Annotated in this window: 13 protein-coding genes; 8 read left to right on the top strand and 5 right to left on the bottom strand. The window is 67.9% G+C overall.

Annotated features, from left to right (window positions below):
* The first annotated feature begins 515 nt into the window (after positions 1 to 515).
* From hrpA to BHS09_RS39365, 4 genes are all read left to right on the top strand, one after another.
* The gene (gene hrpA / locus BHS09_RS15715) at positions 516 to 4,226 is read left to right on the top strand and encodes an ATP-dependent RNA helicase HrpA (RefSeq protein ID WP_140798271.1); all 3,711 of its coding nucleotides are present in this window, start codon (positions 516 to 518) and stop codon (positions 4,224 to 4,226) included.
* A 291-nt stretch (positions 4,227 to 4,517) separates the two neighbouring features.
* Positions 4,518 to 5,174: a DinB family protein gene (locus BHS09_RS15710; RefSeq protein ID WP_140790926.1), complete on the top strand. Its 657-nt coding sequence runs from the start codon at positions 4,518 to 4,520 to the stop codon at positions 5,172 to 5,174.
* A 287-nt stretch (positions 5,175 to 5,461) separates the two neighbouring features.
* Positions 5,462 to 5,707, top strand: coding sequence for a hypothetical protein (locus BHS09_RS39370; protein ID WP_140874816.1), 246 nt, complete (start codon positions 5,462 to 5,464; stop codon positions 5,705 to 5,707).
* Between the two features lie 123 nt (positions 5,708 to 5,830).
* Positions 5,831 to 6,196, top strand: a complete 366-nt coding sequence (locus BHS09_RS39365) for a serine hydrolase domain-containing protein (protein ID WP_201800640.1) — start codon at positions 5,831 to 5,833, stop codon at positions 6,194 to 6,196.
* On the opposite strand, the gene BHS09_RS15700 is transcribed toward BHS09_RS39365, so the two are convergent.
* Both BHS09_RS15700 and BHS09_RS15695 read right to left on the bottom strand, forming a co-directional pair.
* Complete coding sequence (locus tag BHS09_RS15700) at positions 6,166 to 6,456, bottom strand: hypothetical protein (protein ID WP_140798270.1); 291 nt, start codon at positions 6,454 to 6,456, stop codon at positions 6,166 to 6,168. The genes BHS09_RS39365 and BHS09_RS15700 overlap by 31 nt on opposite strands.
* A 225-nt stretch (positions 6,457 to 6,681) precedes the next feature.
* On the bottom strand, positions 6,682 to 6,990 hold the full coding sequence (locus tag BHS09_RS15695; protein ID WP_140798269.1) for a hypothetical protein: 309 nt from the start codon (positions 6,988 to 6,990) through the stop codon (positions 6,682 to 6,684).
* A gap of 74 nt (positions 6,991 to 7,064) precedes the next feature.
* On the opposite strand from BHS09_RS15695, the gene BHS09_RS15690 reads away from it, so the two are divergent.
* Positions 7,065 to 7,820 carry a hypothetical protein gene (locus BHS09_RS15690; protein ID WP_237080375.1) on the top strand — a complete coding sequence of 252 codons (756 nt, stop codon included), beginning with the start codon at positions 7,065 to 7,067 and terminating at the stop codon, positions 7,818 to 7,820.
* A 100-nt stretch (positions 7,821 to 7,920) separates the two neighbouring features.
* On the top strand, positions 7,921 to 8,475 hold the full coding sequence (locus BHS09_RS15685) for a hypothetical protein (RefSeq protein ID WP_140798268.1): 555 nt from the start codon (positions 7,921 to 7,923) through the stop codon (positions 8,473 to 8,475).
* 55 nt (positions 8,476 to 8,530) lie between these two features.
* Here the strand turns inward: BHS09_RS15685 and BHS09_RS15680 are convergent, their stop codons facing one another.
* Entirely contained in the window at positions 8,531 to 9,070 is a 540-nt protein-coding gene (locus BHS09_RS15680) for a hypothetical protein (RefSeq protein ID WP_237078324.1), read from the bottom strand.
* A gap of 128 nt (positions 9,071 to 9,198) precedes the next feature.
* Positions 9,199 to 10,122 carry an endonuclease/exonuclease/phosphatase family protein gene (locus tag BHS09_RS15675; RefSeq protein WP_140790916.1) on the bottom strand — a complete coding sequence of 308 codons (924 nt, stop codon included), beginning with the start codon at positions 10,120 to 10,122 and terminating at the stop codon, positions 9,199 to 9,201.
* A 512-nt stretch (positions 10,123 to 10,634) separates the two neighbouring features.
* On the opposite strand from BHS09_RS15675, the gene BHS09_RS15670 reads away from it, so the two are divergent.
* Together BHS09_RS15670 and BHS09_RS15665 are read left to right on the top strand one after the other, a co-directional pair.
* The gene (locus tag BHS09_RS15670; RefSeq protein WP_140798267.1) at positions 10,635 to 12,257 is read left to right on the top strand and encodes an LVIVD repeat-containing protein; all 1,623 of its coding nucleotides are present in this window, start codon (positions 10,635 to 10,637) and stop codon (positions 12,255 to 12,257) included.
* A 79-nt stretch (positions 12,258 to 12,336) separates the two neighbouring features.
* Complete coding sequence (locus tag BHS09_RS15665) at positions 12,337 to 13,695, top strand: GspE/PulE/PilB domain-containing protein (protein WP_140798266.1); 1,359 nt, start codon at positions 12,337 to 12,339, stop codon at positions 13,693 to 13,695.
* Positions 13,696 to 13,763: 68 nt separating this feature from the next.
* Here the strand turns inward: BHS09_RS15665 and BHS09_RS15660 are convergent, their stop codons facing one another.
* Complete coding sequence (locus BHS09_RS15660; protein WP_237080374.1) at positions 13,764 to 14,138, bottom strand: cytochrome P450; 375 nt, start codon at positions 14,136 to 14,138, stop codon at positions 13,764 to 13,766.
* Between the last annotated feature and the right edge of the window lie 6 nt (positions 14,139 to 14,144).

Here is a 14,144-nt window from a genome sequence, read left to right as displayed (position 1 = left end):
GGACGACCGCGCGGTCGGTGGCCGCGCACCGCATCCACACCTTCATGCTGAAAAGGGCAGCCGCAGGTGGCGAAGACTGCGCCGGATGACGCTGCCCTGGGTGAGGTACCCCAGCACCCGCCGCATTCCTTCTCACCTCGGGCCGCAGAAGGCGTCCTCTGCGAACGTCTTGTGCAGCAACCCTGCCCCATCCAGCCTCCGGGCGCACTGATGCTTCCGGCACATGGCCCCAGCTGCCGCATCTGAACCGGGTGCCTCCTCCTCGCCCAGCGCCGCCGCTGCGGAGACCAGAAATGGCCGGACTCTCGCCCCCGGGGCAAGCACGCCATGGAAGCGGGTGAGGTTCGTCCTCGGTAGAGGAACCAGGCTGGCCAGCCGACGGAGCAGCTCCAGCCCGGTGAAGAGCAGGTGCGTATCGGCGTGCAGGGAGAATCCCTCCAGGAACGCCGGGCGCGCAGGCGCCCACACGATTCGGCAGGGGCGGAGCGTGTGCTTCAGTGATAGGCCATGCTGCCATGTCCGGCGACTCACCCGTCCCCACCCCCGGCGGCTTGCCCACCCTGCACTTCCCCCCCGAGCTCCCCATCTCGAGCCGGGTGGAGGACATCACCGCGGCCATCACCGCCCATCAGGTGGTCATTGTCGCGGGGGCCACCGGCTCGGGGAAGACGACGCAGCTGCCCAAAGTCCTGCTCGCCATGGGGCGCGGCCGCCCGCGCCAGATTGGCGTCACCCAGCCCCGGCGCATCGCCGCGACGAGCGTGGCGGCGCGCGTGGCACGCGAGCTCGGCACGGAGCTGGGCACGGACGTCGGCTACCAGATTCGCTTCGAGGACCGCTCGTCCCGGCAGACGGCCGTGAAGTTCATGACCGACGGGGTCCTGCTCGCGCAGATTCACAGCGACCCGCTCCTGCGCCGCTACGATACCATCGTGCTCGACGAGGCCCACGAGCGCAGCCTCACCATCGACTTCCTGCTCGGGTGGCTCAAGCGCATCCTCCCCAGGCGCCCCGACCTCAAGGTGGTGGTGAGCTCGGCCACCATCGAGACCGAGCGCTTCTCGCAGTTCTTCGGGGGGGCGCCGGTCATCCAGGTGGAGGGCCGTACCTTTCCGGTGGACGTGCTCTACGAGCCGCCTCCCGAGGACACCGAGCTCGCAGACTCCGTCGCCGATGCGGTGGCGAACGTGCTCTCGCTCGACCCGGACGGGGACGTCCTCGTGTTCCTCCCCGGGGAGCGGGAGATCCGCGAGGCCGAGAACGCCCTGAACGCGCGCGAGCTCCGCGGCACGGTGGTGCAGCCCCTGTATGCGCGCCTGTCGGCCGCCGAGCAGTCGCGCGTCTTCGCCACCATCCCCGAGCGCCGGGTCATCCTCGCCACCAACGTCGCGGAGACGTCGGTCACCATCCCGGGAATCGTGTACGTCGTGGACACGGGTGTGGCGCGCCTGTCGCGCTACGAGCCGCGCTCGGGCACCACGCGCCTGCACATCGAGCCGGTCTCCCAGGCCAGCGCCGACCAGCGCAAGGGGCGCTGCGGCCGCGTGCGCGAGGGGATCTGCGTGCGCCTCTACGACGAGGCGAGCTTCACCACGCGGCCCGCCTTCACCGATCCGGAGATCAAGCGCACCGGGCTCGCGGGGGTCATCCTGCGGATGAAGTCCCTCGGCCTCGGTGACGTCGAGGACTTCCCCTTCCTCGACCCGCCCCAGCCGAGGGCCATCGCCGAGGGCTGGCGGGTGCTCGAGGAGCTCGGGGCCATCGAGGGCAAGGAGCGCACCTTGACGCCGCTCGGGCACCAGCTCGCGCGCTTCCCGGTGGACCCGCGCATCGCGCGGATGATTCTCGCCGGCGCCGAGTACGGGTGCCTGGACGAGGTGCTCATCGTCGCCGCGGCGCTCAACCTGCAGGACCCGCGCGAGCGGCCACGCGAGTCCGCGCAGAAGGCGGACGAGTTGCACCGGCGCTTCCGTGACGAGCACTCGGACTTCATGGGGCTCCTCAAGCTGTGGGCGTTCGTGCGCGAGGCCGAGGGCCGGGGGACGTCCCATCTGCGGCGCGTGTGCCGGGACAACTTCCTGTCCTTCCTGCGGGTGCGCGAGTGGCGGGACGTCCAGCGCCAGCTCGAGGAGACCGTCCGCGAGCTACGCCTGCCGCGCAAGGGCCGGGGCGCCCCGGCGCGAGGGGACCTCCTGCACCAGGCGCTCCTCACCGGGCTCCTGTCCCGCATCGGCCAGTGGCATCCGGAGCAGCGCCACTTTACGGGCGCGAAGCAGACGCGCTTCATGGTTCACCCCTCGTCGGCGCTCGCGAAAAAGCCCCCTGCCTGGGTGCTGGCGTTCGAGCTCGTGGAGACATCCCAGCTGTTCGCGCGCACCGTGGCGAAGCTCGACCCGGAGTGGCTCGCGGCGGCGGCCCCCCACCTGCTCAAGCGCAGCTACTCCGAACCGCACTGGTCGGAGAAGTCCGCGCGCGCCGTCGTGAAGGAGAACGCGACCCTCTTCGGGCTTCCAGTCTTCAAGGAGCGCCCCGTGGCCCTGGCCAGCATGGACCCCGCCCGGGCACGGCTGATGTTCATCGAGCACGCCCTGGTGCGCGGCGAGTACCGCACCCGGGGGGCGTTCCAGGAGAAGAACCGTCAGGTGCTCGAACGCGTGGCGCGCCTGCGGGACAAGGCCCGGCGCAGCGAGCTGCTCGACAGCGAGGCGCTGCTGACGTTCTTCGACCAGCGCCTCCCGGCGGACGTGACGGACGGAGCGGGCTTCGAGGTCTGGCGCCGAAAGGCCGAGGCGGCCGACCCCGACGTGCTCGTGCTCTCGATGGAGGACGCCCTCTCGCACGACCCGGACCTGTCCCCGGCGTACTACCCGGACGCCATCACCCTGCACGGCGCGTCCGTGCCGGTGACGTACACCTTCGATCCCGCGGCCGAGGACGACGGCATCACCCTGAGCGTGCCACTGCTGCTGCTCGCCCAGCTGGTCCCGGGTGAGCTCGACTGGACCATCCCCGGGTGGCAGCGGGAAAAATTCACCGCCCTGCTCGAGCAGGTCCCCCGCGCCCAGCGCAAGCAGCTGGGGCCGTTGCCGGCCCTGGTCGACCGTCTCGAGAAGGAACTTGTGCCCTTCCGCGGGCCGATGATTCCAGCGCTCGCGCGTGCGGTGTCCCGCCTGTGCGGCGTCGACGTGACGGAGGAGTCCCTCCGGGCGGATGCCGTGGCGCCGTACCTGCGCATCACGCTCCGGGTGCTCGATGAGCGGGGAAAGGAGCTCGCGCGGAGCCGCGACGCCGACGCGCTGCTCAAACAGCACGGGGGACATGCACGGGCGGCGCTGCGCAGCGCGGCACCGCCTTCGGACTGGGAGCGCAAGGGGCTGACGGCCTGGACCTTCGGCGAGCTGCCCCCCGTGCTCACCCGGCGGGTCGGCGGGATTGAGGTCCGCAGCTACCCCGCGCTCGTCGACCGGGGCGCTGCCGTGGACCTGGTGCTGCTCGAGACATCCTCCGCCGCCGAGGCGGCCACGCGCACGGGGGTCCGCCGGCTCCTGATGCTCGCCGCGCGCGGACACGTGGCCGTCAGCGCCGCGCGCATGCCGCTGCCCTTCCCGTCCCTGGACGGCGCGCCGCCCGCGCGGGGCCAGGCCGACGCCTTCCGAGCGCTCGTCCTGGCACGCAGCGTCGACGATGCGTTCAAGCTCGCACCGGGTGCGCCGCTGCCCCGCACGAAGGCGGCCTTCGAGGCGCTGGTCCGTGAGGGCTCACCGCGCATCGAGCATGCGGCCCGGGACTGGGCGAACGCCGTCGTTGTCACCTCCTCGGAGCTCGCCGCGACGCTCGCTGCACTCAAGTCGGCATCAAAGGGGCCGAGCGGCGCAGCGGCCGTGCGGGACATCCGCTCGCAGCTCGGGCACATGTTCCCTGCGAACCTCATCGAGTGGATTCCCTTCGTACGCCTGCTGAACTACCCGCGCTACCTCTGCGCGGCCCAGGCACGGCTGTCGCGTGCGGTGGCGAACCCCGGCAAGGACGCAGGGAAGGCCGCGCCCTTCACCCCCCTGTGGGAGACCTTCCTCTCCAGGCGCGCCACCGTGCGTGACCAGGAGGCGGCGCAGGATCTGCGGTGGACCTTCGAGGAGCTCCGCGTGGCCATCTTCGCTCCGGAGGTGACGACGCCCGTGTCGGTGACGGTGGCGAAGGTCGGCGCGGCCCTCGCGGCGCTGCGCTAGAAGCGGGTGGCGGTGCGTCCGCGACGAGAGCATCGGCGTCCTCAAGGTGCTGCCGCCCGACTGCCCACCGCCGGCCGGGAGTACGGCCCGCGCTCCCCGGTGACTCCGGCCGGAACGAGCCTGTCCGACTCTTCAGGGGGCTACACCACGCGCCCGTCATGTTCAGGAAGTTGATCACCCAGGTGCACAGTCCCAGGAAGACGCCATTTTCCCGTCAGAGAGGCACGTCATGATTCAGGGGCGCATCCGGAGGAGCGATAGGCGCTTTCCGATGCCACCACGGAGCTGTTCATGGATGCCTCCCAGACCCCCGCGAGCCCAGCCACATCCCACCCTTTCGTCCAGAAGCTCCGCAAGCACCGGGAGTACTTCCACCGCACCTTGGAATGTTTCAGGGATGGGGACGCCAGCTTCCGACTGACTCAAGAGAGCATGACCGCCGCGGGCCAGGTGCTGCACGCGGCGGCGGCCATCGAGTACTTCCTCTCGGGTCTGTTCGGCACGTTCGAGGGTTGGTCCACGATGTCGCAGCGCCAGCGGGGCTTCGTCGACATGTCCTGGGCGCAGAGCGCCAACACCAGCCCCCAGGAGCGGAACGACACTCCCGAACTGCAGGAGGCGGGCCGCTCGCTCAAGAAGGCGGCGGAGTTGTTCGACCGGTCGATGGACTCCGCCAGCGCGATGTTCGGCGCCAGGACGATGGAGGAGCTCACGCAGGCGCCCCTGCTCCCCAATCCCCTCTTTCCTCCGTGGTTCACGGCGGCCCAGGTCTTCGAGCTCATGCTCGACCACACGGCACACCACCGGGGCGCGCTGTCGCAGTACGCGCGCGGCCTGGGGCTGGAGCCCAAGATTCCCTACTTCGACATGGCCGAGGCGCTCCACGAGGCCATGCTCCTGTCCGGCCAGGAGTCCAAGGCAGGAGCCCCGGTGGTGGCCAGCCCGTAGACACGGCTGATGGGGCGCGGGGCGCTCAGCGGAGGCGGCCCCTTCAATGCGTTGCCCTCCTTGCCATGCAGCGGTGGAACAACGGGGCGATGGGCGCTCGACCGCGCGAGGGCGCACCGGACTGCTGGAGCCAACGTGCACGGAGTGGTGCCCCTGCTCCTGCAGGACGTCCCTAATTCAGCCTCACTCGCTTTGCCCCCTGCTGGCTTGTGCGACCATCCCTCCCCCCTACGTCGAACTCCGCCCCGCCCATCACTGAGTCACCGAAGCCCACAGTGACCCATCTGGTGGCCGGACCCTCGCGAAAAATCGCTCCAGCCCCACCGCCGGAGGTCACCTACGCCATCAACCTGGCCTGGAAGGAGACGCTCGAGGGGGCACACGCGAAGGCGCACGAACGGTTGAAGCAGACCTGGGAGCAGGAACACCGGTTCCCGGAGGTCGCGTGGTCCGCTGCCCTCATTGCGGCACGCGCGGGTGACACGAGCGCTTCGTACGCATGGGTAGAGCTCGCGGTGCGCCACACGGACTGACCGACCCGGGTGGCATGCGCAAGGCCAAGGCGCTGGAGCCGGTGCGCAAGCTCCCAGGTTACGACGCGCTGGTGGATCAGTGCCGAATGAACGCGTGCAAGGCTCGGCTGGAGGGCGGCGTTGGTGAAGGCCGCGGAGGAGGCCGGCACCTCGGCCCGGGTAGTCATGTACCGCGGCAACATCGTGGGCGAGTGGTATTTCGGTGGAGAGAGCCACCTCATCGAGAGCATGTCGGCGACGAAGAGCGTGGTGTCGATGGCCATCGGCATGCTCATCGACGAAGGAAAGATTCCCTCGGTAGACACGCCCGTCTCGACCTGGTTCCCGGAATGGAAAGAGGGACTCAAGGGCCAGGTGACGCTACGACACCTGCTCAGCCACACCTCGGGACTAGCCGCCCAGCGCACGGACATGCGTCTCTACGAAGCAAAGAACTTCGTTCGCTACGCACTCTCCCATTACGAGCAGATGAAGAAGGCGTCCGTGTAATACGCAGTCACCTGCCCCGACTGCGAGATGTACCCCGAGCAGTCGGCGTGCCACGCCCCCGCCCAGTTCACCTTGGCCGCCTCGCGGTAGTAGGTCCGGTGCTGGCCATACCTCGCTCCACCACCGGGCTCCTCCGCGCGCTGCTCCACCGTGCTCATGTCGCCCACGGGAAGCCCGGCCTCCGCCTCCGATTCGGCCGGTCCACCGCAAGCGCTGAGAAGCAGCGCGGAGATTCCAACGACCCAACGAGACAGCACCATTTGGGGCTCCTTGTCGTGAGACATGTTTCGCAGGTGCAATTGAAACCATATCGAGACAGGGCTGGGCGTGTCCACCCTGCGTGAAGTGAGTTTCCTCCAGGGAACGGAAAGACTACGGAGCGGCAGGTGGAGGCACCGTGGGCGCGAGGGCGCGGTCGCTCAACGCCCACTGGAAGTCGAGCAGCAGCAGACTTTTGAAGAGAGCGTCGCTGGGTTTCAGCGGGGTCAGCAAGCCTGGGTCTCCACTCGAGGAAAGACCGTCTGGAAGTTCTCGTAGCCCATGTACATCGACGGCGTGGGCGGCGTGGGGTTGTCCCAGACCGGCAGGGCGCCGCACGCGTCACCGGGCACTGGCCAGTCCATGTGATTGAGCACGATGGCGCGTTCCGGGAACGCCGACATCGACGCCATCTGCCCCTGCGGCGGAAGGGACCCGGTGATGACGTCGCCCTCATCGAAGCGCGGGTCTCCTCCCAGGGTGTTGCCGCGAATCCAGTCGAACGCCTCCTGGTTGTAGATGACGCCGGCAATCATGGTGTCGCCGTTGTGCTGGAAGGTGGGGCCGTCCGCGAGTTGGTAGAGCGAACCGGGCGCCCCGGGGCAACCCGATGCGCCACGCCCTGCGCACCGTGTACCCCGCTGCACAGGCCGCCGCCGCGTCCTCCAAGCGCACGACCCAAGGTATCCGCGTTGCAATCCGCAACGCCATGTTCCCACGTCTCATCCCTGCCCTTCTCCTCGTCTTCGTCCCCCTGGCAGTCCAGGCCGACCCCTCTATCCCCAAGGACGAGCAGTGGCTCACCATCGGGCCTCTCGTCAGCATCGAACGCCTCGTGGACAATCCACACTTCGGTCTGGGCCTGGAGGCCACCTTCAACGCCGTGGACGACATCGGCGCCCTGGGCGTCTTCGGTCAGGGCCAGTGGATGACCGACGGCCATGCCAGGCTTTCCGGCGGCATCCAGGGCACCCTCCTCTTCAGCGGAGTAGAGTTGGGCGTCTTTCACCAGACGGGCACGAAGGACCACCTGCCCACCACCGGCCTCCACATCGCTCCGTACCTGACCTTCATCTACGCCTCCGTGGGCGTCCGCTTCAGCATCCCGCTGAGCGACAAGGGCGGGCACGGCCCGGGAGAGCCCGGCCGTGTCCGGCATGGCTCAGCGGTGGGACTCGTCCTGACGGGGAAGTTGCCCTTCGAGGCGACCAATCACAGTACATACAAGCCATCATGCCCCATGGAACTAACAGGGCATGCGGCGCACATGCCGCGACGCAAGTCTGTCTTGCCCCAGCGGAAACCCCTTAGTCTGACATCCCATGACGTGCGCCACGCCCGGGCCGCAATCATCCATATTCACTGAATTGCCAGATTTGTCCGTTTATGTTTGAATTTAAATCAAGACCAGTGCTAGTAAGAAATTGGCTTCGGCCAACCCCGCACAAACAACACAGGAGTAGTCCATGACGAGGAACGTGAAGCGTTTCCTGGCTGGCTCGCTGCTGTCTCTCACCCCGTCGATCGCTTTCGCCGGGCAGATCGAGCTCGACTTTCCCGACTCCCTCACCCAGCGTGGCGAGTACGTCAGCCTCCGTGAGGGTGCGGTGCAGGTACCCGTGCGGAAGGGCCCCTCGGTGGAGGCCGTCGGCCCTGCCATTGAAGACTTCTTCGTCTCCAACCAGACTGGCGTCGACCTCCACCTGGGCCTCCAGATCCTGACGGGCACGCTCAATGGCATCTGGAACACCCACCCCGTGCCCACCGGCACCTATGGTGGGTTCCAGGTCAGCGCCCCCGCCCCGATGGTTGTCCAGCAGTACTACTACACGGTCGACCCGACGAATCCGGCCGGCTCGAAGACCTGTGTCTGGCGGGTGGAGGTCACTGACGTCGCCGGAGCCTGCAACGCGCAGGTCTTCTTCGGTACCTACGGCGGCGCCGTCTGCACCGTCGACGCGGCCCAGTCGTTCATCGACCCGGTCACGTGTCAGACGCAGATCGTCACCAACATGCAGTGAGTTGAATCTCGTGCCGCCAGGGCTTCTCCGAGAGGCCCTGGTGGTGCGCGCACCGTCATCGACGGTCGGCACGGCTCCAGCGGAACGTCAGCCCGGCATGGCCGGTGGGCGGGCGGCTCCCACCCCTGATGTTCAGGGGAAACTCGAGGCCCCCCTCTGCTCGCACTTCGAAGGAGGGACTCAAGCGAAACCCGACCCCCAGGGAGCCCCCCGGTGAGAGCAGCAGGTTCGATCCATTGAACCGCCCTTGAAAGGCGGTGAGCGGTCCCGCGAAGGCGCCTGTCAGCGATGCGCCACCGGTCAGAGTCCACGCGCGGCTCAGCCGATAGTCGAGCAGGGTCTGCGCTCCGAGCCGGAGGTTGACGGGCTCCGTGTAGTTGTTGGTGACGGGCACGTACCAGATTCCCGCGCTCGGAGCGACGGACCACGTCCACCGGGACTGCTCGATGAGCCGGTGCCGTGTTCCAAGCTCCAGACCCAGTAACGTGAGGCGGCCGCCCCAATCCCAGTTCTTTCCAGCGCCCTTGCGGAAGGTGAGCTCGGGGCTGGGGAGGTACGCCTGCTCCCGCCCATGCTCGAAGGCCAGCGCGTTCAATGAAACGCCGACCTCTGTCGTCCCAACGGGGGTTGTCGCGGCGCCGATGTTCCGAGCACCGCTCAGACAGCCAGGCGCAAGAACGAGTGTCCCGCTCACCCATAGTGCCCGTGTGCCGAATCCCCGCATCATGGGGGCCATGCGAACCGAACCCAAACTGGATGGTGGTCGCTCCCCGAGGGACGCCGGTCAGCGCCGCGCTCCAGCGGAGCGAGCCCCTGGGCGAAGACGAAGTCGAGTGGGAGGCCGCCAATCACGGAGTCCACCGTGTCCCCCACGCCTTTCGAGGCCCATTGGAACTCCCGCTCGGAAAACAGCTTCACCATCTGCCTCAGGCTTCCCGGGTCCGAGGTATTGAAGTCGCCGGCGATGACCTGCACCGGTCCCGTTCCCTCCATCGCGTCGATGATGGTCTCCGCCTGGTCCAGTCGCCCGCCGAGCCCGACGATGGGCGTGGCGTTGTGCACGGAGGCCGTTTGAACCAGGGTCCCACCGATGTCCAACGTCGCGAGGACCGCGATGCGGCGGCGCTGATGGTACGGGTCGTCATGAGGAAGGTGGACTTTCCGGTCCGCGACGATGGGCCACCGGCTCAACAGCGCGTTCCCGAAGTCGTCGTCGTCCACCTGCACGGAGGCAGGATAGTAGACGTAGGCCAACCCCAGCTCACTTGCGATTCGGTCGACGGACGCAGCGTCCATCTCCTGCATCGCGATGACATCCGCCCCCGCGAGCGGAGGTCTTGAGAGCGCGGTGATGGCCTCGGTGACCTGTTCGGAGAAGGCCAGGTTGAACGTCACCACGGTGATGGAAGCGGGCACCTCGGTGGAGACGGTGCCAGGCTCCCGATGGTCGCCGCTGTACCGGGGGCCGGCCTCATCGGTGTAGTTCTCCGCGAGCGGGCACCCCGTCAGGAACGTGAGAAGGAGAAGCGCCCACGGCGGCGCGATGCGCAGCCGCTGGAGGTAGCCAGGCGGCCAGACGCCTTCTCTGGCGCCAGACGCCTCCGCCGCGGCGTCGCGTGCATCGTTGCATTTCAAGGACCGGTGCATCGCGCAACTGAACGAAGCAGCGCCCCAGAGATTCCACCCATGGCGGCGTCAACACCGCACCGCTCCCTCAAACGGGCGCAGAGCAACAGAGGGAGTGAACGCCTTGATGGAGCAACCGCCTCATGGCCCAGGCCAACCAGGCGGCCGGATGCGGTGCTTGCACAGATGCGCTCAAGCACCTTCTGAGTGAGCCCAATCCTCGACCTCGCTCGCGGCGGCACGGGCGAGCTTCGCCGCTGCCAAGGGACCCAGCAACCGCCGCTTCCTCAAGGCCAGCATCGTCCAGGGCGCCCTGCCCCTCCTGGCCATCGCGCTCATCGCGGTTCGCCTGGGCGAATGAGGGGCAACGCGCGGGTGTCCAAGACAAACGCACAGAATAAACAAAACGCTTCAAAACCCAAACACCCCTTGTCTAGTGAACACCAAGGCATGACGTCCGGCGCATGCCTCGCCGTGTCTGACCTGAGCGCCTACACTCCTCGCGGACCACGCCGCGCCAGGAGGCTCGCGCCATGCCTTTCACGTCACTGCGTCTTCATGCCCTCGTCCTCGGCATTATCGGGCTGTGTATTGGCTGCTCTGACACGTCGGCGCCGGAGGAACCACCGCCGCCTCCCGAAGAACCCTGGGACGGGACGTACACGCCATTGGTCGAGCCAACGGACTGGGTCGACCGTGGCGAGTACGCGCCCTGCTCCTTCACCGTGCCCCAGGGCACCGCCATTGACTGCGACAATCCCTCCCACTTCGACGTGTCGCAGTGCGACCTCGCGTCACTCGCCAACCTGGACGCGCATGGCATCTACCAGATTGACATGCGCCACGCCGCCGGCTTCCCGGACTTCGCCGGCATTCGGGTTCCCCAGGACGGGAGCACGGGAACGCTGGACGGCCACGCGCTCACGCGCCAGCAATTGAATGGCGAATTCCATATCGCGACACGGTTCACCCAGCGAGGCGTGGAGCGGGACCTCGCCTTCGCGGGCTGCGACGCTCCCCAGCCGGGATTGGTAACAGGCTGCTTCGTCCGCTGCTCCAATGGCAAGGTCTCCTCCTGGGGCACCTTCGAGGCCGCGCGGATGACCTGGGGCCGGAATGAAGCCGAGGCGTCAGGCGGCCTTCGCCTCATCTCGGAGCAGGCCATCTCCATGGGGCGGCCAGTGGATGTCTACGTCCACCGGAAGCACGCCTACGTCGTGGCCATCAACCACGACCGCACCGATGCGCCCGGCGGGCTCACGGTCTTCGATGTCAGCGACCCGAGCAATCCCATCCGAAAGAAGGAAATCTCCCTGCCGGGCGACTCGTACTGGAACGCGGCATGGACGAAGGAGGACGCGCTCTACATCGCCAGCAGGAGCGCGGGCGTCCTGGTCTTCGACATCTCCAACCCCGCGGACCCCATCCTGGTGCGCAACGCACCCGGCGGAGCAACTCTGGACGTCCACACCCTCTTCGTGGACGGCAACCGGCTGTATGCCGTGTCTCCAGGCCCCGCGCCGCACGGCGAGACGCTCATCTTCGACATCTCCACGCCGCTCAACCCCCAACTGCTCAGCCGCTTCCAGGCGTCCAGTACGACGTCCTTGACGCCCTCGGCGCACGACTCCTTCGCCTATCAGGACCGGCTCTACGTCAATCACTTCTTCGCGGGGTACATCGTCTTCGACGTGAAGGACCCGACGAACCCACGGGAGCTGGGCCACTACGCGTTCGACACCGACAACAGCTTCACGACCAGCCACGCGGGCGCGGTGGGCACCTTCGCGAGAAAGACCATCGCCTTCGAGGGAGGCGAATACCAAGGCGCCCACCTGCGCGTCCTGGACGTGACGGACCCCACCGCCATCCCGCTCATCGGCAGGTACCAACTGCGCCCCCAGACCTCCATCCACAACATGATCCTCAAGGGTCAGCGGCTCTACATCGCCTACTATCATGAGGGATTGCGCGTGCTGGATGTCGGCAACCCCACCCAGCCGCGCGAGGTCGCCTACTTCAACACCTTCCGCGAATCAGACCCCGGCCGGACCGACAACCTGCTCGAGGGCGCCATTGGCATCCGCGTCCCTGGAGATGGCCACGTGTACGTGGTGGACACCACCCGCGGCCTGCTCGTCTTCAACGAGCTCTGAACCCGGCAGCACGCATCAGGCGCCGTCACCCACGATGCCGGTGGACGCGAAGCCGGCACAGCGACTTGAATCCCGGTTCATGACGCGGAGACTCGGAGAGCGGCTGGTGCTGGACGGCGTGCTGACGCCAGAGCTGTTGTCCCGTGCGCTCGCGCATCAGCAGGAGACAGGCCAGAAGCTCGGGGAGTGCCTGGTGCGGCTGGGCGTGGACGAGACGCCGGTGCTGCGGCTGCTGGCCCAGGAGCTCCAGACGCGCTTCGTCTCGACGGAGAAGCTGGCGCAGGCCACGGTGGCGCCCGCGTTGCTCGAAAAGGTGCCGGTGCGGCTCGCGGAGGGCTTCGACTTCATGCCCCTGCGCCTGGCACAGGGCACGCTGTACGTGGCCATTGCCGAGCCCCAGCGACAGCGGGCCCTGGAGGAAATCGTCCGGACGGTGGACGTCACCCAGGTGTTGCCGTTCGTCGCGGTGCGCAGGTCCATCCGAGCGGCCATCCGCAAGCACTACTATGCGGATGCGCTCGCATTCGAGCACCCACCCGAGGACGACGCGTGCCCTCACTGCGGCGCCCCCACGCAGGTGGGCGACTTCCAGTGCGAGCGCTGTGAGTTGCTGCTCGTGCGTCACGTGGAGGACCTGCCGCCCCGGGACAATGTGTCGTTGGTCCGGGCGCTGCTGACCCAGCCGGAGCGCCGTGGAACCTCGGGCACGCCGCGCGCACCGCAGGCGGAGGCCACGCGTGTCGCCTCGTTCCAGCCGCCCATAGGAGGCACCCATGCGCGGCCCTTCATCGTTGGGGGCTTGAGCGTGGCGAACCTGAAGCTCAGCCCCTTCGAGGCGTATGTCCTATCGCTGGTGGACGGACACACGTCGCTGGCGGAGCTGGCGCTCATCACCCAGCTCACGGAAGTGGAGCTGCACGCCCTCTTCGCGTCACTGGAGGAGCGCGGCGTCACGAAGCTGTATGAACTTCCCCCGCCCACTGTGCGAGGCGCAGCCCCTGTCCGAGACGTTGGCACGGCGCAGATGGCCCAGCCCCCCGCCGCACCGGTGACGCAGGCGACGGTGCCTCATCGTCCCAGGGCGCAGCCAGTCTCCGAGTCCGCCGTGGCCCCGGTGCGTCCGGCACCGCCGCCCAAGCAGGAGGACGCGAACGAGGACGTGCTCCAGCGTGTCATCCGGCTGGAACAGGCGGGTCGGTGGGCCGAGGCCATTGAGCTGCTGGAGCGAGGTATCGGCCTGCTGTCGTCCCCCGCGCCGCTCTACAACCGGCTGGGGATGATTCTCCTGAACCATCAGCGCGATTGCGACCGCGCCACGGCGCTGTTCCAGAAGGCGGCGGACCTGGAGCCGGAGAACAGCCTCTACACGATGAACCTCTACTCCGTGATGTGCCTCGTGGCGGAGACCACCAATGCCGGGCAGAAGGCGCGGCGCTGATTTGCGGACGGCGTCTCGCGACCCGGGAGCCCGACGCACGCCGACCCACGGAGAAGACTCACCCCGCATCATTCGGGGCGCGACACGACTGGGAGCGTGACCGGTCCTCGTACCACCAGCGTGCGCTGCCACGTCATCGGACTGGGGCCGCGCGCCAGCGCGCCACAGCGGTCCAGCAGCGCCTCCAACGCCACCGGCCCCTCCGTGCGCGCCAGTTGTGCGCCCAGGCAGAGGTGGACGCCATGTCCGAAGGGCAGGTTCTGCGGGCCCGTCCGCGTCAGGTCGAAGCGGTCGCCTTCCGGGTATTGCGACTCGCCATGCCAGGCCGAGCCGATGAGCACCAGCAAGCGCGTTTCCATGGCGAGTGGGACACCGCCCACCAGCGACAGCTGGGTGGACTGCCGGAGCCTCTCGGCGCGGAGGATGACACGCCGCTCCAGCACCGAGAG

Origin of the sequence: Myxococcus xanthus, assembly GCF_006402735.1 — a bacterium.
Lineage (GTDB): Bacteria > Myxococcota > Myxococcia > Myxococcales > Myxococcaceae > Myxococcus > Myxococcus xanthus_A.
This window is presented reverse-complemented; position numbering and strand designations above follow the sequence as displayed.